Origin of the sequence: Rhodococcus sp. ZPP (genome assembly GCF_017656075.1) — a bacterium.
Classification (GTDB): domain Bacteria; phylum Actinomycetota; class Actinomycetes; order Mycobacteriales; family Mycobacteriaceae; genus Rhodococcus_F; species Rhodococcus_F oxybenzonivorans.
Genome location: NZ_CP058639.1, coordinates 139,488 through 159,452 on the forward strand (window position 1 = coordinate 139,488; position 19,965 = coordinate 159,452).

20 protein-coding genes and 1 pseudogene are annotated in these 19,965 nt (G+C 65.4%); 12 read left to right on the plus strand and 9 right to left on the minus strand.

The window, feature by feature from the left end; translation table 11 throughout:
• The first annotated feature begins 257 nt into the window (after positions 1–257).
• Positions 258–1,505: an IS256 family transposase gene (locus HYG77_RS31890; protein ID WP_208962286.1), complete on the plus strand. Its 1,248-nt coding sequence runs from the start codon at positions 258–260 to the stop codon at positions 1,503–1,505.
• A gap of 102 nt (positions 1,506–1,607) precedes the next feature.
• Complete coding sequence (locus tag HYG77_RS31895; RefSeq protein WP_208963666.1) at positions 1,608–2,696, plus strand: hypothetical protein; 1,089 nt, start codon at positions 1,608–1,610, stop codon at positions 2,694–2,696.
• 791 nt (positions 2,697–3,487) lie between these two features.
• Here HYG77_RS31895 and HYG77_RS31900 read toward each other — a convergent pair.
• The 3 genes from HYG77_RS31900 to HYG77_RS31910 form a co-directional block, all read right to left on the minus strand.
• Positions 3,488–3,751, minus strand: coding sequence for a hypothetical protein (locus HYG77_RS31900; protein ID WP_159928078.1), 264 nt, complete (start codon positions 3,749–3,751; stop codon positions 3,488–3,490).
• A gap of 283 nt (positions 3,752–4,034) precedes the next feature.
• The gene (locus HYG77_RS31905) at positions 4,035–4,691 is read right to left on the minus strand and encodes a response regulator transcription factor (protein ID WP_208963667.1); all 657 of its coding nucleotides are present in this window, start codon (positions 4,689–4,691) and stop codon (positions 4,035–4,037) included.
• Positions 4,688–5,701: a histidine kinase gene (locus HYG77_RS31910; RefSeq protein WP_244461438.1), complete on the minus strand. Its 1,014-nt coding sequence runs from the start codon at positions 5,699–5,701 to the stop codon at positions 4,688–4,690. Before HYG77_RS31910 ends, HYG77_RS31905 begins: the two co-directional genes overlap by 4 nt.
• Before the next feature lie 260 nt (positions 5,702–5,961).
• Here HYG77_RS31910 and HYG77_RS31915 point away from each other — a divergent pair, with 260 nt between their 5' ends.
• Both HYG77_RS31915 and HYG77_RS31920 read left to right on the plus strand, forming a co-directional pair.
• Positions 5,962–6,420: a CBS domain-containing protein gene (locus HYG77_RS31915; RefSeq protein ID WP_208963668.1), complete on the plus strand. Its 459-nt coding sequence runs from the start codon at positions 5,962–5,964 to the stop codon at positions 6,418–6,420.
• Positions 6,421–6,460: 40 nt separating this feature from the next.
• Positions 6,461–7,744, plus strand: coding sequence for an ArsB/NhaD family transporter (locus HYG77_RS31920; RefSeq protein ID WP_208963669.1), 1,284 nt, complete (start codon positions 6,461–6,463; stop codon positions 7,742–7,744).
• A gap of 3 nt (positions 7,745–7,747) precedes the next feature.
• Here HYG77_RS31920 and HYG77_RS31925 read toward each other — a convergent pair whose 3' ends face one another.
• Positions 7,748–7,948 (minus strand): hypothetical protein, encoded by a 201-nt coding sequence (locus tag HYG77_RS31925; RefSeq protein WP_208963670.1) that lies wholly within the window; start codon positions 7,946–7,948, stop codon positions 7,748–7,750.
• Positions 7,949–8,482: 534 nt separating this feature from the next.
• Here HYG77_RS31925 and HYG77_RS31930 point away from each other — a divergent pair.
• Positions 8,483–8,772: pseudogene (locus HYG77_RS31930) on the plus strand (DUF4193 domain-containing protein).
• 334 nt (positions 8,773–9,106) lie between these two features.
• Here the strand turns inward: HYG77_RS31930 and HYG77_RS31935 are convergent.
• Complete coding sequence (locus HYG77_RS31935) at positions 9,107–9,412, minus strand: hypothetical protein (protein WP_208963671.1); 306 nt, start codon at positions 9,410–9,412, stop codon at positions 9,107–9,109.
• A gap of 109 nt (positions 9,413–9,521) precedes the next feature.
• On the opposite strand from HYG77_RS31935, the gene HYG77_RS31940 reads away from it, so the two are divergent.
• Positions 9,522–10,753, plus strand: a protein-coding gene (locus HYG77_RS31940; RefSeq protein WP_208964227.1) for an IS3 family transposase whose coding sequence is annotated in 2 segments (ribosomal slippage) — positions 9,522–9,843 and positions 9,843–10,753 — 1,233 coding nt in all. Because the reading frame shifts where the segments join, the coding sequence is not laid out codon by codon here.
• Positions 10,754–11,094: 341 nt separating this feature from the next.
• Here the strand turns inward: HYG77_RS31940 and HYG77_RS31945 are convergent.
• Positions 11,095–11,358 (minus strand): hypothetical protein, encoded by a 264-nt coding sequence (locus HYG77_RS31945; protein ID WP_244461439.1) that lies wholly within the window; start codon positions 11,356–11,358, stop codon positions 11,095–11,097.
• 520 nt (positions 11,359–11,878) lie between these two features.
• Between HYG77_RS31945 and HYG77_RS31950 the strand changes: the two genes are divergently transcribed.
• Complete coding sequence (locus HYG77_RS31950; protein ID WP_208963672.1) at positions 11,879–12,250, plus strand: hypothetical protein; 372 nt, start codon at positions 11,879–11,881, stop codon at positions 12,248–12,250.
• 144 nt (positions 12,251–12,394) lie between these two features.
• Here the strand turns inward: HYG77_RS31950 and HYG77_RS31955 are convergent, their stop codons facing one another.
• Positions 12,395–12,988, minus strand: coding sequence for a TetR/AcrR family transcriptional regulator (locus HYG77_RS31955; RefSeq protein WP_244461440.1), 594 nt, complete (start codon positions 12,986–12,988; stop codon positions 12,395–12,397).
• A gap of 268 nt (positions 12,989–13,256) precedes the next feature.
• On the opposite strand from HYG77_RS31955, the gene HYG77_RS31960 reads away from it, so the two are divergent.
• The 5 genes from HYG77_RS31960 (at position 13,257) to HYG77_RS31975 (ending at position 17,457) form a co-directional block, all read left to right on the plus strand.
• Positions 13,257–13,556, plus strand: coding sequence for a hypothetical protein (locus HYG77_RS31960; RefSeq protein WP_208963674.1), 300 nt, complete (start codon positions 13,257–13,259; stop codon positions 13,554–13,556).
• A gap of 60 nt (positions 13,557–13,616) precedes the next feature.
• Entirely contained in the window at positions 13,617–13,847 is a 231-nt protein-coding gene (locus HYG77_RS31965) for a hypothetical protein (protein ID WP_208963675.1), read from the plus strand.
• A gap of 605 nt (positions 13,848–14,452) precedes the next feature.
• Positions 14,453–14,974 carry a DNA starvation/stationary phase protection protein gene (locus HYG77_RS31970; RefSeq protein ID WP_208963676.1) on the plus strand — a complete coding sequence of 174 codons (522 nt, stop codon included), beginning with the start codon at positions 14,453–14,455 and terminating at the stop codon, positions 14,972–14,974.
• Between the two features lie 645 nt (positions 14,975–15,619).
• The gene (locus HYG77_RS40765) at positions 15,620–15,904 is read left to right on the plus strand and encodes an FAD-dependent oxidoreductase (protein ID WP_280123327.1); all 285 of its coding nucleotides are present in this window, start codon (positions 15,620–15,622) and stop codon (positions 15,902–15,904) included.
• A gap of 32 nt (positions 15,905–15,936) precedes the next feature.
• Entirely contained in the window at positions 15,937–17,457 is a 1,521-nt protein-coding gene (locus HYG77_RS31975; protein WP_280123328.1) for an FAD-binding protein, read from the plus strand.
• A gap of 860 nt (positions 17,458–18,317) precedes the next feature.
• On the opposite strand, the gene HYG77_RS31980 is transcribed toward HYG77_RS31975, so the two are convergent.
• Together HYG77_RS31980 and HYG77_RS31985 are read right to left on the minus strand one after the other, a co-directional pair.
• Complete coding sequence (locus HYG77_RS31980) at positions 18,318–18,719, minus strand: SPW repeat protein (protein ID WP_244461441.1); 402 nt, start codon at positions 18,717–18,719, stop codon at positions 18,318–18,320.
• A 563-nt stretch (positions 18,720–19,282) separates the two neighbouring features.
• Positions 19,283–19,774 (minus strand): SRPBCC family protein, encoded by a 492-nt coding sequence (locus tag HYG77_RS31985; RefSeq protein ID WP_208964229.1) that lies wholly within the window; start codon positions 19,772–19,774, stop codon positions 19,283–19,285.
• Positions 19,775–19,965 lie beyond the last annotated feature (191 nt).

Below are 19,965 nucleotides of genomic sequence, written 5' to 3' on the forward strand. Positions count from 1 at the left end.
CCCGGTCGTGTCGAAGGTGCATTCTCGGACGCTAGTGGAGGTGTCTCCCGGACCGAGCCAGCGGAGATCCGCAGCGCTGATCGACTCGAACTCACTGCCTGGAGTTTGGGGGCAGTCGGGTAAGTCCCAGGGAGTGGTGGGAATCGGCTGACGGCATCCGGCCAGGTCCGGGCGTGTCGCTCCCTCGAAAAGGGTGGGCCATCGCGTAGTGATCAACGAGTTACCTCTCACAGTGACTCGTTACCAGGAGCTACGCGATGACCCACGACCATTCTGCACTGCTCGCCCAACTCGACGCACTCACCGGCGCCGACAGCGCCAGCGTGTTCGCCGAACTGATCCGCGCCGGCCTGCAGGCCTTGATCGAAGCCGAAGCCACCGACAAGCTCGGCGCCGGCCGCTACGAACGCACCGCTACCCGCACCACCCACCGCAACGGCCACCGCACCAAGACCGTCTCCACGACCAGCGGCGATGTCGAGGTCAAGATCCCCAAGCTACGGTCCGGGTCGTTCTTCCCATCCTTGCTGGAACGGCGCCGGCGGATCGACAAAGCCCTGTACGCGGTCGTGATGGAGGCGTATGTGCACGGGGTCTCGACTCGCAGCGTCGATGACCTGGTCGGTGCATTGGGGGTCGAATCCGGAATCTCGAAGTCGGAGGTCTCGCGGATCTGCGCCGGTCTCGATACCGAGATCGCCCGGTTCCGGGAGCGCACCCTGACGCACACGAGCTTTCCGTACGTGTTCCTCGATGCCACTTTTTGTAAGGTCCGGGTCGGTGCGCACGTGGTGTCCCAGGCGTTGGTGGTCGCCACCGGGGTGTCGATCGACGGCACCCGCGAGGTCCTCGGTACCGCGGTCGGCGACAGTGAATCCTACGAGTTCTGGCGTGAGTTCCTCACCAGCCTCAAAGACCGTGGTCTGTCGGGGGTGCATCTGGTGATCTCCGATGCGCACAGCGGTCTCAAAGCTGCTGTGATGCAGCAGTTCGCGGGATCATCGTGGCAGAGGTGTCGGGTTCATTTCATGCGTAACATCCGATCGGCAGTGGCGGCCAAGCATGTGCCGCCGGTGATGGCGGCGGTCAAGACGATCTTTTCGCACACCGATCCGGTCGACGTGGCCGCGCAGTGGGACCAGGTCACCGATACCTTCACCGGTTCGTTCCCGAAGGTTGCGGCGTTGATGGAAGCCGCCAAGCACGATGTGCTCGCCTTCACCGCGTTTCCGAAGGCGCATTGGCAAAAAATCTGGTCCAACAATCCAATTGAGCGGTTGAACAAGGAAATCAAGCGTCGAGCCGATGTGGTGGAGATCTTCCCGAACCCGGCCGCGTTCCTGCGGTTGGCGACCGCGGTGGTGATCGAGCAGCACGACGAATGGCAGGTCACCCGCCGCTACGTCTCGGATGTGAGCATGGACGAGCTCCGTGCGGTGATCGCCGCGAAGGGACACGCTACCGAGCCGGCGTTGTCGTTGACCGGCTCGAGCGGAACAGCATAGTATTCACCGCGACTCGTTGATCGCTATGCGTACCGCGTGCCGATCCGAAGTCCACCACTCCACGGGGCACTATCGGGCAGTCCGGACGGGTACGCGTAGGCGGTGAAGGCGAACGAGCACCTGCAACCCGATGCAGCGAGTGAGCAGGTCTCGGTGCTGTTGATCGCGGATCCGGGTGAACCAGCTGCTCTCGCGGAACGCATCGCGGAGTACCTACCGGAACGCCTGCGTAGCCCTGACCGGCTCGAGCGCCGGTGGACGACGTGCGTGCGCCAGAAGCCCTACCTCGCAGACGAGCAAGCGAACTTCGCAGATGTCATCGACGCGGTCGATCCGTCCTCCGAGGAGGAGGACATCGTCGTGTACCTCACCGATCTACCGCGCCGCGAGGACACCCTGCCGGTGGTGGCCGACGTCAGCGCCGACCACCTGTTTGCGCTCATTTCCGTCGCCGGAGTAGGCGGCGTCCACATCGCGCACCGCGTCCGCTCCGTCACCGAACTCGCGATCGCCCGTATCCTTGATGAACCGGAACTTACGCCGCCTGGCGCGGCGCGACGGTTCCCGTGTGTGCAGATCGAGGACGGCATCCGGTACTTTGCGCCCTCGGGATTGCGGCGACTGCGACTGCTGTCGGGGATGGTGCGGGCCAACCGGCCGTGGCGACTGGTCACCGGACTGTCGAAGGTGCTCGTCGGCGCCTTCGCCACGGGCGCTATCGCACTGGCCACGAACACGATCTGGTTGTTCGCCGACACGATGGGTCCGTGGCGTATGAGTGCGGCGACGGTCCTGTCGATCGTGGCGATGATTCTCTGGTTGATCCTTGATCATGAACTATGGGAGCGGCCGAAGTCGCCGGCCGAGCGGGATCGTTCGGTGCTGTATAACACCGCGACCGTGGTCACCCTGGTCATCGGCGTCGTCGTCCTGCACGTGGCCCTGTTCTGCCTGCTGCTGTTCACCGCGTGTCTCACTCTTCCCCCGGAACTGCTGTCCCGCATCCTCGGACACGGGGTGAACTTCTCCGATTACCTCACGCTCGCCTGGTTACTGGCGTCCATCGCGACCATTGGTGGGGCGCTCGGGTCGGGTCTCGAAGACGACGCCGCCGTCAAGGAGGCGGCGTACGGGATCCGGCAGCGGCAGCGCCTCGAGGAGACGCGACAGCCGTCGAATGAGGCGGGATGACCTTCTCTGGCGAAGCTGCGCGCCCCAGCCCTGGTGATTCATCGGGATGTTCATCGATACCCGTCGAACCGGCAAACTATGTACGACTTGATGCGTATCCACACAGCAGCGACCGTTGTCGCGACAGGACCGCCGTCGTCCTGCACGTACCTGACCTCGACCACGCTGGTCCTGGGCACGCATCCAGTGTTGTCCCGAGTGACACCAAACCTGGAAAGTGACACGCGAGTGACATGAAATTTGGAAAGTGACACGGATTCTCTTCATGGTTGAGATCTGTCTCATCGGCCGCTTCAGCGGCACCACCACGGGGACCCACCGGATCAGTCCCGAGACACCCGCGTCGCTGCCTGCGCGCAAGAGCGATGAACTCGCCACCTTCCGCGCCGCCAAGACTCGCGAATGCCAACTGCCCCATCGACTCGACGCCGCTGCGATCGCAGCCTGCACCAGGGCGGCACACTGCTGTACCGAGGCCTCGGCCACCGCGGTCAACTCGTCGCCCTCGGCGCTCACCGCGCCGTTCCTCTGCATGGACACGCCGGTGGAGCCACGCCGCGATCGTTGGTACCTGGATGGCCGCCAAGACCTCCTTCATCGAGCGACTGGCATCCCTCACGGCGGGGCACTCCTGGCCCGCCCACACGGAACGCCGACCGAATGGTGGCCAACCCTGTGCGGAACCTGTTGCGGCACTGCGCGACCCGGTCCAGGACGCGCCCGCATCAGACACAGTGGATCGGCGTGCCGAAACTCGTTCGGTAGATCCGTAGGACACGGAGGTATACAGCTCAAGCGGCGGTGTCGATCGGCGCCGTGTCGACCGAGCCATGGTCCGAATCCGCATCGACCATTCGCCACTCGGCCCGCTGTTCATACTCGTCAGCTGTGATGGTTCCAGCCACATAGTCGGCCAGGTCCGCGATCTCGCCGCGGCTCGCATCGCTTGGCGGATCATCAGCCAGTGCCTGCGACAGCTCCCACCGCTGCGACTGAGTCAGTGGTTCCCACAACTCCGGCCAACGCCTCGCGTACACGCACGGCTTCCACACCATCGGGACCTCTCCGCCCCCCGGTTCGGCACTCGCCGCACTCTCTGAACATGTAATTACCCTGGCTGGGCGGCGCGCGTCTACACCACAACCCGAACATTAAGGAAACGCTCAGCTATGCGGCGCCAGCGCGCCGGGATCTCGGCCACACCACCGGCCGAAACGTGCATGCCACCAAGCGCGCCCAGCGCGAGCGCGGCGGCGCCGGCGGCCCCCGGTCCGGACACGCCGTCCGCATGCCCCCCGGGGGAGTGTAGCCAAGCGGTTGCCTCGGTTCGCCTGTCGTTTACGGTTCGATCAGTCCGGCGCGGATCGCGTAACGAGTCAACGCGAGTCGGTCCCGCAGTCCGAGCTTCTGCAGAATGTTCGCGCGGTGCCGGTCGACTGTCTTGGCACTGATGCTCAAGGTGTTCGCGATCTCCCGGGTGGTGTCGCCCTCCGCGATCAGTTTCAGAATTTCCTCCTCACGGGGCGTCAGAATGGTGGCCGGCAAGGATTCTCCGGTCCGGTCCCGGTGCAGGTAGTCGCGGATGAGGGCGGTCACCGCACCGGGGTAGAGGAATGGCTCCCCTCGCAGGGTGGCCCTGCAGGCCTCGAGGAGGTCGCGGTCGGCCACAGATTTGAGCACGTAACCGGACGCGCCGGCCTTGAGTGCTTCGAAGAAGTACTGCTCGTTGTCGTACATCGACAAAATGAGGATCCGAACCTGTGGGTGGGACCGGTTGATCTCTCGCGCTGCTTGCAGCCCCGTCATCCGGGGCATCGCGATGTCCAGAATCGCAAGGTCGACCAGGGTGTCGTCGAGCGCACCGATTGCCTCATATCCATTCGCGGCCTCGACCACCACCTGGAGGTCCGGCTCGGCATCGAGGATCATCCGCAGACCGCTCCGCACCATCGCATGATCGTCGGCGAGCAGTATGCGAGCACCTCGACCATTCATCGCACGCTCGATTCCACGCGCAAGGGGACGACCAATCGAACCTTCGTGCCCTCACCGGACGGCGAGTCGATGCCGAGCGTGGCGCCGACCAGCAGGGCACGTTCGCGCATCCCCTTGATCCCGGCCCCGTCGGCGACGACGCCGCCCTTGCCGTCGTCCACGATGCACAACGTCAGCTGATCGTCGGCGACGTGCAGGTCCAGGTGCACTTCCTGGGCCCCGGCGTGGCGGGCGATATTGGTCAAGGCCTCTTGGGCGACGCGGTAGCAGACCAGCTCGATGTTCGGATCCAGCCGGGCGAGCCTGGGGTAGATGTGTTTGACGACATCAATCCGCGTCGCCTGCGTGAACTCACTGCACAGGGCGTTGAGTGCGCTGTGTAGTCCGAGGTCCTCGAGCACGTCGGGGCGCAACCGGCTGGCGATGCCCCGGACCTCGTCGAGGCTGGCGCGCACCGCCTCCTGGGCGTGGTGAAGGTCGCCGCGCAGCTCGATCGGCGCCTTGTCGACCGCGCGTTTGAGGGCGAGTAGAGCCACGGTGAGGCTTTGGCCGATCTCATCGTGCAGCTCCCGCGCAATCCGCGCTCGCTCACCTTCCTGCGCTGCGAGTGCCGACCCGGTCGCCGAGCTCCGTTCGGTTTCGAGCCGGTCCAGCATGGCGTTGAACGAGGCGATGAGATCGTGCAGATCGCCGTTCCCGCGATCGTCGAGGCGGTCGCTACGGTGTGGCGGATCCACCCGGCTCATCGAGCGGGCGAGGTTGTCCAACGGGGCGAGGCTCGAGCGCAACAGAAACGCGTTGGCAGCGAGGATCACAGCCAGCCCCACCACGAGCACCGGTATCTCGGTCAACCTGATGCGGGCCGACACCGTCGCCGGTGACAGCGCGAGCGCGAGGGTTCCGAGGGTGAAGACCAGTCCGTTGATCACGAAGAGTCGCCGGAACAGCGCCCCGGCGGGTGTCCGTGTCCGCCCCCGACACCTGCTCACGACCGATACGCGACGGTTCACCCCACCAGAGTGACCGCACAACGACGGCATTGTCCATACATGTCGTTCACCCACAGAAATGGGTGTTGCGGCCGATTGTGGCGGGATCGGTGGTCGGAGAACACTCGAGACCATCTCCAGCAGGGAGGCGTTATGCACATCAATCGGACGACGATCGCGCATCGACTCGCCGCGGTGGAACGACAGGTCCGCGAACTGATTCGAGAACGAGGACGATGATGATGACGACCACTCCAGCCTGCACGCAACGGAACGAAGCCATGCAAGCACACGAGATCGCGGTGAGCCCACCCACCGTTCGGACGAATGATCCGGTGTCGACTGCGGTCCGGCTCATGGTCGTCAACCGGCTGCCCGGGCTGATCGTCGTCGACGACGCGGGCCGTCCAATCGCCGTTCTACCCGGTACACAGGTGCTGCGGCTCGCCATTCCCGAGTCGTATCAGGACGACCCCGCCCTGGTCCGCACCATCGACGAAATGCACGCCGACCTGTTCTGGCGTGAGGCCGGCCGGCTGACCGTCGGTGACTGCCTGCCCAATCCCATTGCCAAGCCGACCAGTGTGCCTCCGGCGGCGACGCTGCTCGAGATCGCCACCGTCATGGCGAAGAAACACAGCCCCCTGATTGCCGTGGTGGACCAGACCGGCAAGCTGGTCGGCGCGGTAACGCTGGAGCGGCTTCTGACCAGCCTGGCGGTCGCCGGGCCCGGTGACTGATCCCGAACCAGCAGACCCGGTCGCGACGACAGGTTGAGCGATGGCCCCCGTACTCGCATTGTCGATCTTCGTCGGGTCTCTCTGGTTCATCGCCACCGAGCGTGCACACAAGGTCAAAACGGTCCTCGTCGCCGCGGCCCTGATGGCCGTGCTCGGGCTGATCCCCGGCGAGCAGGTGTTCTACTCCGAGCACGAAGGGATCGCCTGGAACGTCATCTTCCTGCTACTCGGAATGATGATCATCGTCGGCGTCATCAAACAAACCGGCGTGTTCGACTACCTCGGAATCTGGGCGGCGAAACGTTCCCGCGGCAAACCCTTCCGCCTCATGGTCATGCTGATGTTGATCACGGCCATCGCATCGCCGGTCCTCGACAACGTCACCATCATCATGCTCATTGCACCGGTGACCATCGTCGTGTGCGCGCGCCTGCGCATCGCCCCGCAGCCCTATCTGATCGCCGAAGTGCTCGCCTCGAACATCGGCGGCGCCGCCACCTTGATCGGAGACCCGCCGAACATCATCATCGGAAGCCGGGCAGGCCTCACGTTCAACGACTTTCTCATTCACATGGCTCCTGCCGTGATCGTGATCTTTGCCCTGTTCGTGGTTTCCACCAGGGTGCTGTTCCGCTCCGCGCTACACACCGACGAGGTGCAGGTGGGTCAGGTGATGGCGTTGAAGGAACGACGCGCGATCAAAGACACTCGGCTGCTGATGCGGTCGCTGGCGGTGCTCGGTCTCGTCATCATCGGATTCGGGCTGCACTCGGTGCTGCATGTCGAGCCGTCGATCGTTGCTCTCGTCGGGGCCGGCGCAATGCTGGTGGTGACCGATATCGACGTGGCCGAAGTACTGCCCGAAGTGGACTGGGCGACCCTGGTCTTCTTCATCGGATTGTTCGTGATGGTCGCCGGCCTGGTGCACACCGGCATTGTCGAAGCCGTCGGCACTGCCGCCGTCTCAGCGTTCGGCGACAACTATTTTTCGGCTGCCACCTCGCTGATCTTCGGATCCGCGATCCTCGGCGCGTTCATCGACAACATCCCCTACACCGCGACAATGGCTCCGGTCGTCGAGGGCATGGCCGGTCAGGCGCCGGACGCCGAAACCGGCCGTGCGCTGTGGTGGGCCTTCGCTCTCGGCGCATGCTTCGGCGGCAACGGCACGGCAGTCGCCGCCAGTGCCAACGTCGTCGCGATCGGTATTGCACACCGCGCAGGGCATCCCATCACCTTCTGGCATTTCACCAAGTACGGAATCATCGTCACCCTGCTGAGTACCACCCTGGCATGGGGGTACGTGTGGCTCCGCTACTTCTGAACCCTAGCCCGGCGTACCGCCGACCCCGACATCGACGGCCTCGCCTACCGGCCCCGGCACAACGAAGACACCCTCGCCGCGGTCCTCACCACCGACCCCGCGATCACACCCCACCCCGACCTGACCGTCGTCCCCACCACCACGCCCCTGCCACTCGACCACGGGCCCGGCCGCGACCTCGTCGCCCGCATCATCGCCGACCACAGCGCCATCCTCTCCCCCACCTGAACCACACCCGCACCAACGTCGACACCCGCCGACACACCGAGGGTGATGCGCACCGGTCGCGACGAGGGGCCGCCGCTGTCGTCGCTGTGCACGGTCCTTCAGTTCAGGTCACCACCCCCGGAAGCGCACGGACCAGTGCGGGGTTCGCCCACCCGACCTGGAGATGTCGCGCAAACTGCTTACCTGACTTCCGAAAACGGGCGGGGTCCTCGCTCGGATACTCATTGACTGGACAAGGCCGGATGTTGAATATCTGTACCACACACCGCATTTTAAGAAACAAGAACTGAGGTTCACCGAGGCGCCGCCGGATCACCGGGCCACCCTCAGCGCTCCCGCCCATCGCGTCGCCGCTCCGGCGAGACCGGCGCGGCGGCGCGCACTTGCGTCGGCGGGATGGCATCGGCGGTGGGGCAACCACAGCACCCGATAACCCCGGATGCGTGTCGCGGCGGCGGACCCTCTCATCTGGCGGATCCGAACACCGAAGAGCATGAGGAAAGATCAGGCATGGCCACCGACTACGACGCCCCGCGAGTCACCGAATCCGACGACGCGGACACGTCCATCGAACTGCTGACCGCCGGCCGCAAAGACACCCAGTCCCCGTCGTGGACGTCGAAGACTCCGACACCGCCGAATCCTTCGAACTGCCCGGCGCCGACCTGTCCGGTGAAGAACTCACCGTCCGCGTCATCCCGAAGCAGGCCGATGAATTCACCTGCACCAGTTGCTTTCTGGTCCACCATCGCAGCCGCCTCGCCGACCCCGCGCAGCTGATCTGCCGCGACTGCGCCTGAGAACCTCGGAACATCCAAGGACCCGCACGTCTCCACACCACAAACGGTGCAATCCTCCGGGGCGGCTGATCTGCGTAGAGTCTGCCACCGCCGTATGTCACCGCATCGCACACACTCGACCCGCGCGATGTCTTCGTCTCACGTACCTCCCGGCGACCCGCAATCGGGGCGGTGGGGCGGGCGGGGCGCGAAACCCGCGACCACCGATTCCGAGTCCACGGCTCTCACCGACTGAGCTGTAGCCCCCAACACGGCATTACCCCACCATCACGGGTCATGGCGATGCTCATGGCCACCCTGCTGGCCAGTCTCCGCCCGTGCCGGGCGGCAGTCGTCATGCGCGGCCGAAGAGCTGCCGCACACCACCGTCCTCATCGACCGCATACAGCGCCATCCCCAACAGATCCAGAATCCGCTGAGGCGCCCGCCCCGCCGCTTCCACCGATCCAGGCTCGTCCCGCACGACCAACGCAAACGACACCGACTGATCCGCCTCGCTCGGCATCCGCCGCACCAACTGCCCGATCGCGGTATCTACATCCAACCCCGGCACGGTGGACGCACCCTCGACCTCGGCGTAGAGCCGGTGGCCGTCCTTCTCGGCAACGATATCCACGACATCCGTATCGGTCACCACCATCCACCCGTGAGATGACAACCACCTCGCGAAGTCCCGGGCGGGAGTTCCCCCTGAGTGAGGACATCGTGAACACTGGGTCGTGAAGGTCCCAGAGGAAGAGATGTCACTGATGGCGATGAAGGCGTACTCGGCGGAGTTCAAGGCCGATGCCGTCGCGCTGTATCTGTCCGATCCGAGCCACACCTTCGACGGCATCGGCAACGACCTGGGCGTCAGCCGCGAGACCCTGCGCAACTGGGTAAGGGCCGAACGCAAACGCACCGGTACCTCCACGGCCGAGCTCCGGGCCAGTGGGGCGGCGCGGCCGGCGTCGTCGGCGGGCGAGGTATCGTCCGAGTCCGTGTTGGAGGAAGAAAACAAGCAGCTCAAGGCCCAGATCCGAAAGCTCGAAACCGAGCGGGAGATCCTGCGCAAGGCGGCGAAGTATTTCGCGGGCGAGACGAATTGGTGAGCCGCTTCCAGTTCGTTGACGACCACTGCGACACCGTTCCGGTGAAGTGGCTGTGCCAGATCCTCGAAGTCTCCCGCTCGGGTTTCTACCGGTGGCGGAGCTCTGCGCCGTCCCGGGCCGCCCGCGACCGCGCCGACGAGGAGCTGGCCGCGCGGATCCGCGCCATCCATGCCGACTCCGACGGCACCTACGGTGCCCCGCGCATCACGGCCGAGCTGCGCGAGGCAGGGATCGAGGTGAACCACAAGCGGGTCGAACGGGTGATGCGCGAGCACGGGATCGTCGGCGTGCACCTACGCAAACCGGTACGTACGACCGTCCCCGATCCGGATGCAGCTGTGGTGCCGGACCTGATCCGGCGGGATTTCACCGCGAGCGCACCGAACACCCGATACGTCGGCGACATCACCTACCTCCCAGTCGGTGACGGTGCATTTCTGTATTTGGCGACGGTGTTGGACCTGAGTTCGCGACGGTTGGCGGGGTGGTCGATCGCCGACCACATGCGTACCGAGTTGGTCGCCGACGCGCTGCGGGCGGCCGCTGCCTGTCGCGGCGCCGCAGGTCTCGATGGGTCAATTTTCCACAGCGACAATGGAGCCCAGTATGCATCGGCCGAGTTCGCCGCCCTCTGCCGCGAGCTCGGGGTAACCCGGTCGCGGGGTGCGGTAGGAACGTCGGCGGACAACGCGGCTGCCGAATCAATGAACGCGACGTTGAAACGGGAAACGCTGAAGGGGCGCAAGCGCTGGAACAGCGCGGGTGAGGCCCGCGCCGAAGTCTTCCGCTGGATCACTCGATACAACACCAGAAGGAGGCATTCCACTCTCGGCCAGATCTGTCCGATCGAGTTCGAGCAGCGATCGGCTACCCTGGCTACTGCTGCATAGGAATTGGTGTCCACATCTCGGGGGGAACGCCCGGCCACGCGAGCCTCATCACCTCTCATACCGGACACGGTAAGCCCGCAACGTCAGTTTCGAACAACACCACAGCGCAAATCACGTCCGGTGCGGCTATGTTACGACTGACGCATACCCCGACAGCTCATGCGGCGGGGATCGACGTACCCCCTCCGGGACCTCACCCACACCATTCATGTAATCGACTGACTGCTAGCACAATTCGTGTGCACGCTGTTCGGCGACGCCCACCGGCCACGAAGCGGCCGCCGCCGATCACTGCCCCCGGTGTCGGCCGGGTGCCCGCACAGCCGACTCCCGGTTCGGGTTCAGGTCCGGGGCCGAGCGGTGGAGCCCGGATCGATGGTCAGGTCTTCGGTATCGGCAAAAACCAGCCGCCCGTCGTCGAGCGCGACCGCCCACCGATGCACCGGCGCCCACTCGTGCCCACCACCGCCAGGATCGGTCACCGCCGCATAATCCTCGACCACCTCACCGGTGAGATCGACCCCGACGCTCCTGCGGACCAGCACCCGGACACCGACCGTCAACCCCGGGCCACCGACCGGCCGGCTGCCGCTGTTTCGGGCCATGCTGATGCACCTCTTCGCTCGGCGAAACCCCCGAGATCGAGCATAAGCACCATCCGGCCCGGTACGCGAGGCGACCTGCACGAACACCATCCGAGACCGAACCGCCCGGAGCAGTCAACTGCCAACGCGCGGACCACGCGAACATTCCTGGGTGCGGTGCCGATGCGCATCGCGTGAGCGCCCGAACGTGGGCACTGGCCGCCTGCGAGACGCTGTCGAGCTCGTCGACCGTGACCGCGAGGGCCTCAGCGGCCATGAGGGCGCGGGCCGCTGTGCGGGGCGCGTGAGGCCGATGCGATGCGCTGTCCGCCATCGGCGGCCGGGCGCGCGGGGGTGGAACACGGACACTCGCATAGACACCGCCGGTGCCCGGTGCGGGGCGCACACCCCCGCACCGGGGCGGTGCAGCCCGGGCGGCCGTGGCCTCGGAGAACTACCGCAGCGGGGTGTTCCCCTGCCCCGGCCGGGCACGATGCTGAAAGGGAAGATCGACACGAAGACCCGGGCGAAGGAGCCAGTCATGAGCGTGGTCGTCATCGCACGTTTCCCTGTCGTCGACACCGCCGCGGCCACGCAATCACTCACCGACAACGCCGAACTGCTCGACGAGCTCACCGACGGTGCAAAGACACTCGGCGCCGAACATCACCGATCGCCGCCGGCGGCGGTTCGGTTGCCATGGCTGCATGTCTACCGCATCCAGTACATGCGTACGCCTCTCGTCGACGCCAGCGCACAGTCGGACTTGCCTCCGCGAACAGCGTTCGACACGGCGACCACCGACGCGACAGCAACATGCAGTGCGCATCCGGGGCGAGATCGCCGGAGGCACGGAACAGGCGGTGACAAATTGACGAGATCTCGCCGGTTGGTCGCCGATCCCGCTCTGTGACCGGAAACTTCCTCCGGCACAGAAGTATACGAATGCACTGGCAATGCAGTGCCTGCGACACACGGTACGCTCCTGATGGGCGCGCCGCCCGCCGCCCGCCGATCGCCGCCGGGTGCGGTCTCGGGGCGCGGTGATCGGCGCTCTTTACTCTGTCAGGTCGGGCCACAGGGTGCGTAGGAGTCGATCGGCCCAGTCGTCGGCGATGGTTCCGTGACGCAGCGCCGCGGCGAGGTAGGAGCCGATGATGATGTTGATGGTCTGGTCGGTGTCGAGGTCCGCCGGTAGGGCGCCGGCGGCGATGCCGGCGTCGAGGACGTCGATCATGGTGCGGCGGCGGGCGGCGGTGACGGCGCGGAACAGGTCGGTGAACTCGGGGTCCTGATCGGTCAGGATCGCCGCGATCGTCCCCATACCGGCTTGTTCCTCGAGGACCCGGCGGGTGTCGTCGAACATCCACAGCAGTTGCTGCCGAATCGGCAGCTCTTCCGGGATGCGGGGGGCGTCCTCGTCCACCGCCGCCGCCAGCGCCGCCCGCAACATCTGCGCCCGGTCCTGGTAGTGCCGGTAGATGGTGGTCTTCGCGACACCCGAGCGTGCGGACACCGCGTCGATGGTGACCCGTTGCGGGCCCTGGGTGCGCAGCAGGTCGAGGGTGGCGTCGATGATCCGCGCCATGCTGCGTTGTCCGCGCAGCGCATAGGGCGGAGCCTGCGGCGGTGGACCGTCTGTCGTGGGCATTGTTTGTCGCGTCCTCTCGGTCATGGGTCCTGCTTCACTCGGCCCGGCCGGGGCGCTTCCCGCCGCCCGGGTGAGGGCGGTGAAAGACGCTCAGCGAACCCTCAGAATCATTCGCTACGCTGATCGTATCGTAGCGAACTCTCGGGCATGGCCGGCAACCCACCACCCGATGCCGTCGCCGCCCGCCGGAGGGGAACAAGGACCCGCCCGGCCCCCGGGCCGGAGTGACGTCACCACCGACATTCGCTTTCACAGGAGGGAGCAGGAGATGACACATCCATCCGCACTCGAACGAGCAGATCGGCTGCCTGCGACGAACGCGCACAATCCCACCCGCACCTTCCCCCGCGAGGCGTTGCGGGCCGTCGTCGCGTTCCTCCGCGGTGACCTCGACACCCCCCACACCATCGGCCGCGACGCGCGGTCACCGGTGGTGCCGCTGATCGCGGTCGCGGCGGCGGCGCCGACCTCCGCGTTCGCGGCAGTCGTCGCCCGGTCGGTGGCCACCGGAGCCCTGATCGCCCTGCTGATGTTCGCGGCCGTCATCCTGGCGGCCCGGATGATCTGACGAACCCGCACTGGCACCGCCACAACCCGGATCTTGCCCACCCACAACAGGAACCCCCCAATGAACCTGTCGAGAACACCCACCCACACCCTCTACGGATCCGTCGCCTACGGCGGATCGATGAACACCGTCGACATCAAGTCCCACATCGAGGCCATGTTCGAGTCCTCCCGACCCGCGCCCGAAGCGAAACAACTCGATCGATGGGAAAACGAGGGCGGAACCCTCCCCACCCAGCCGTCCGCAGAAGTCAGGTCGTCGAGTTCGAACCAGGTGAGACTTTCGCAGTAACGTCCTGCGTGCTCGAACGTCGACGCGCAGGAATGCAGTCATGCAGACGAGCCGATCCTCCATAGTCCGATTTCGTCGAGTTCCCCCACCGGATGGCGAGCATTGCCGCGGCGTCACGTCGGACATCATAGGGCCGACACGATGTTTCGGCTCGGCAGGCCGGACCGGCCGGCACGGGCAACGGTGCGCACCGACTCGCAGCTCCGGTGGAGTCCTCGCGAGAAGGTGCCCTCAGCGAATTCTTACCGACGTTCGCTACACTATCCGTAGCGTATCGGACCGTTGATGCGCCCGAGATGAGCCCCTGAATATGTAAGGCCACTCGAGCCCGCACGGTCTAGCAAACCGGGGTGGCGCAGCATCCGGGTCCTCGCCGTGACGATGCGCCGCACCCACGGCGACCCGACGCCGGTAGCGACCCGAAGTAGAGGAGACCGACGAATGTATCGACCGTGGGGTGCCGGAAACACCGGCGGCACACGTGGGTACCGATCTCACCGACGGGCGCGATCCCCTACCACGCCGCCCAGACAATCGGGACGACCACGGCCGGTGCGACCACAACAAGGACCCCGAAACTGACCTACGAAACGTCAGGAGCAATCATGACTACCACCCCCATCACCACCACCCTCGACGCCGGGCGGCAGCGGATCGCCGGCACAGCCCTGCAAGACACCGTCGTCGACCTGATCGACCTGAGCCTGATCGCCAAACAGGCGCACTGGAACGTCATCGGACCCCACTTCCTGTCTGCACACCCCTCCCTCGACGAGCTGAATACCGTCACACGAAATTTCACGGACGACGCGGCCGAACGCGCCACCGCGATCGGCGTCAGCCCGGACGGCCGCGCGGCCACCGTCGCCGCGGACGCGGGTACCACGGGATTCGGCGAAGGCTGGATACCCGACGGCGAGGTGGTCGAGACGATCGCCGCGAACCTGGCCGCCGTCATCGCACGGTTGCGGGCCCGCATCGAGTCCACCGAGAAGGCGGACCCGGTCACCCAGGACCTACTGATCGGCATCACCGCCCGACTCGAGCAACTGCATTGGATGTGGCAGGCCCAGAGCGCGCAACCATGCGACCAGCGCCGTCGGCTCGGACAGTTGCTCGTCAAATAGCTCGCCAGGCGGTGCGCGAACGAGGAGGAGCCGCAACGAACGATCGGCACCGGTGGCCTCCGGCAACAATTCCTCAACGATCGCAAAGGATCCCGACCCCGATCACCGACTCCTGGCCGCGCTGCGCGACAGGTTCTCCATCCGACCGGCCTGGGCCGACTGCGGGTAGCTTGAACGGTTGCCCTCTGGGCGAAAGACGTTCTCGCCCTTTACGTGCAAATCATCAAGCACGTTCCCGGCGGCATCGCTTCCCACTGCCGATCCGGCTATACCTAAAGGACGAATTGCCCAAATATTGTCAGGCACAGCGTCTTACACATTTGACTAGACGCGCTTACCCTACGCCCAGTCGCGACGAATCGTGATCAATTCGGGGCCTCGATCTGTCAACAGGATCGGCTCAGCCGAATCCCCGTCCGGCCCACTCGTCGACGCAACGGGGCGCTCGACGCGCGGCAGATGAGCATGTCAGCCCTGAGTGGCACGGAGCCGGTAGGGCACCGTTCCCAGTAAGAGTCCGAGTGGCCTTCGCAGGGCCAGGTTCACACGGAAATAGGCCAGCATGATTGACATTTCAACTAAATATCGGTGTCGCATCCTTCCGATCTGGAAGGGCCGCGACCGAAACTCACAGTACGGAGGATCATGGTTAGCAGTTCGACTCAGCACAGTGGCTCCATCGGGACCGTGTCCCAGAAGGGCATCCCCGACGAGGTGGACGTGGCGATCGTCGGGTCCGGCGGCGCCGGCCTGATGGCGGCACTGACCGCCGCCAAGGAAGGGGCCCGAGTCCTCGTGGTCGAGTCCCGCGAGATCGTCGGGGGCGCAACCGGGATCTCGGCGGGTGCCGCCTGGATCCCGAACCACGGCTTCTCGACCAAGGCGTTGAAGGTGCACGACGACCTGGACCAGGCCCGGCGGTACATCTAGGCCAGGGCCGCGACCAGATCCTCGACCACGATTTGGCGGAGAAGTTTCTTCACACCGGATCCCACGTCGCCCGGTTCATCGAAGAGCACACCCCTTTCGGGTGGATCCCGACGATCTGGCCGGACTACCGATCCGACATCGACGGTGCGTCCGTAGGTCGGGCGCTGTTCCCCGGTCCGTACTCCCCGAAGGGACTGGGGGCGGACGCGAAGTTCGTGCGACCGGCCTTGACGACGGGCATGGCCAAGAACCCGCTCCCGTTCTGGCTCCTGGGTGGGATCGGCATCGACGACGTCTGGCTCGCCGGACCGGCATTGATCGGAGCCCTGCTCGAGGCGGGCCTGCGCAACGGCATCGACGTACGCGTCGAGACATCCGCGACCCGGCTGATCGCGGATGAGTCGGGCGTGCGTGGGATCGTCGTCCGGTCGGACGGCGTCGAGCACACGGTGCGTGCCACCAGGGGCGTCCTGCTGGCCAGCGGCGGATTCGAGAGCTCGCCCGACATCACCACGACCTACCTCGACGCCCCCTTCGGCGTGCAGGTCTCCCCCAAGGGCCATGACGGCATCGCGGTGCAGCTGGCCCAGGAAGTGGGCGCCGATCTGACCGGCATGGAGGACGCCTGGTGGATGCCCGGGGTGCAGCTGCCCGGGGAGGAGCTCGAGGGCCGCCCGCTCGCTCGGGTGTTTTTGGGCGAACGCGCGCTGCCACACAGCATCATGGTGAACAGCAAGGGCGAGCGCTTCGCGAACGAGGCCCTGGCCTACGACCAGTTCGGACAGATCATGCGCGAGGTCGACCCGGAGACCGGCACCATGCCGAATGCCACGGCGTGGCTGATCTTCGACCAGAACTACTGGACGAGGTTCGGAATCTTCGGCGTCACGCCGGGCGGCGAGGTGCCCGACTACCTCCACCGTGCCGGCACCCTGTCGGAGCTGGCGAGCACGATCGGGGTCGACGAGGCGGGGCTGCTCCGCACGGTCGACCGGTTCAATCCCGAGGCCGCACGCGCGCGTGACCCGCAGTTCCACCGCGGTGACACGCTGTTCGACCGCTACTTCGGCGCCTACTATCCCCGGCTGGGCAAGAACTCGCCCGACGCGCGGTTCCCCGCCGCCGCCGCCAAGGCCCGGATGCGCATCGCCGCGGCGATCGGTCCGCTCGTGAGCAAACTCGCAGGGCGGGTAGCGAGGAACAACGACCCCGAACTTGTCCGTTCCCTCGTGGTCGGGCCCCTGGCGAAGATCATCCGACCCGTGCTGAACAGCCCGAAGTCGAGCGTGCTGGGACCGGTCGACACCGCCCCGTACTACGCGCTCGAGGTGAAGGCCAGCGCGCTCGGCACCGTGGGCGGTCCGAAGACCGACGCACTCGGGCGCGCGCTCGACACCGAAGGCAACATCATCCCGGGCCTCTACGCCGCAGGCAATTCCGGTGGCGCACCCACGAAGGGTTTCTACGGAGGCGCCGGCGGAACGATCTCCCTCGGGCTCGTCTTCGGCTACCTGGCAGGACGGGAAGCAGCCAACCGTCGCAAGGACGCCTGAGCATCTCCTAGGTGGCCTCGACCGCCCACACGGCGGTCGAGGCCACCCTCCCGGGCAACAGCATTCGCTGCGAGTGATCGCATGACCCATCGTGTGCCCTCGTCCCCGCAAAGCAGCGGCCCGTCCTCGGCCACCACACATCGCAATGCCCATCTCATATGGGCAATCCCCTCTTGCCGACTCAGCACAACTGCAACGGAAGCTTTTCCAACATAATCAGTTCACCCGATGAGCACGGTCACCCAATCCTCAGCTCCGAATCGGGCGACCGGATCGGCATTCGGATGCACCGGGAATCACCAGGTGGCGGCAGTCCACCCCGGGGCACACTCCCCGAAATACCGCACCAGGGGGCACGTTCATCGAGTCCGCCGACCAAGCCGATACTCCGCGAGCCATCGACCTCGTCGGCCAAGAGGTTTGACGGAGCGCTCGACCGGGGGCACCACTCCCGGCTTGCCGACTGCGTTGCGCCGGCCCCTGGTCGACGGCGGGCCGACTCTTACAGCGGGGCGATGACGCGTTCGCTCGAAATGTCCCGCCATGGCGGGAGAGCTCTCCCGACACAATGTTGAGCTTCAACATGGAATTCGTCGAAATAAACTGGGGGACCGGTAAAGACGTCTGCTCGCCGATAGGTTCGCGATTCGCCGGAACGATGGCTGCAATTAACGTCGCGGTTTCGCGTACCTCGACCGCCGAATGATTCCCCATGAACCGTTCGCGTTCCTCCTACGCGGTCAACAAACAGTTCATAGGTGCGGGCCTAATGCAGTCGACCGTTGTCTTCGGCGTCCCTCAGGCACACAGCAGGAAGGACATCGACCGATGTCCCTCCTGCTGGGGTACAGCGTTCGCGTTCATCGGATCGACGCCTCGTAGCTCGCACGGTTGTGCAATTGCACCTGTTCGGTCACGTTGGCCGACTCGTCGCTCAGATACGCACCGCCGCCGACCAGCATGATCAACGCGCCGCAGATCCACGCGGTCCAGGCCGCACCGTCACCGGCGAACAACCCCACCCACGGCGCGATGAACAGCGCCAACCCCACCACCGACAGCGCCCAGTGATCCTTCGTGGGATCCCGCGCGATCAGCGACCACGCCGCATAGACAGTCACCAACGCACCGAACCCAAGGGTGAGCCCCGCACCAACGGGCGTGGTGTCCGCCCACCACGACGCCGACATCGTGACAACACCGAGGAACATCGCCGACCATCCCGACCACGAATTCCGGATCGTCATTGTTTGGGCCGTCATTATTCAGGCACCTCCCAAATTAAGATACGCTACGGGTATCGTAGCTATGTCAAGTGTAGCGCTCCACCGCCAGGTGCTATTCCGGTGATGAGATTTCGGCACCGGAAGGCAGACGGTTGCAACCATAAGACCGGCCCCGGGGACGTCGATCAGTGTGGCGGTCGGAATCAGCTCGGCAACTCCTTGGCGCCGTCTTCGCTGACCACATTTGGCGGCAGGACGTGGCCACATCACGCCACAGCCGGACCACGGCGCTACTCCACCGCCATCCGCGCCGCCCGCTCCTCGAGCTCCGCGCTGCACTTCCGTAGTGCTGTCGTGGTTGTCCCCTCGACAGCCTCCACACAACCCGAGGCGATATATCGGCTCCCGAACCACATACGACCCCGCCGGCGCACGCGCCCGACGGGGTCGTCGATGCCGCACCCACGCGGGACGATTGGAAGTGACTGGATACCGGTAGTAGCCGGAGGAACAGCGAGGCAACACTGACACCCCCCGACCAACGACAACAGCCTCAACCATTCCACGCGCAGTCGGTAAGACCATAGGTGGGAGCGAGGCTACAAGCGTTCGATGATCCCCTTGATCGCTTTCAAGGTTGTGGGTATTCCGGACAGTGCAGCTTCGCGCCGCACTTCGAGCTGAGCTTCCGCATCGTTCCCGAAGATCTCGGCGAACATCTCGAAACCTGCAGGTTGCACCGCCCACGATTCGGTCAGCGAAGTACCGTTCCCCTCGGGCGCGAGGGTGTAGGACCAGCGGACCGCGTTACCGGCGACCATCCAGGTGAACTCAACCGGTTCCTCTGCCACTACTACCTGAGACTCGGTTTCCCAGACCTGGTCGCCAGCTTGATTTCGGCCGTGAAACCAGGCACCGACTTCCGGGCCGGTCGCGGGCTCTTTCCACCAGCATGCGCGACAAATGGGACTCCACTCCCCCGTACGCTCGATATCGGTCACCACGTCCCACACCGTTTGCGGGGAGGCGTCGACATAGATCGACTCGGAGTAGGTAAAACGAGGATCGGGGTCGGAATGCTTTGTCGTCATGGTTCCTTCCTGGGGCTTCGGCTGTAGAGTCGCGCTTGATGTCAGCGCAGCTTCACGAGATCGATTGACTCGCACCGTACCCACGGTCGGAAGTCCACCGCGGCCCAACCCCACAGAGATCCGGATGCTGCGCGGCCGGGCATCGCGTTGTGCGGGTGTGGTGGCGGTGCCCGATCTAGTGGCGCTCGGCC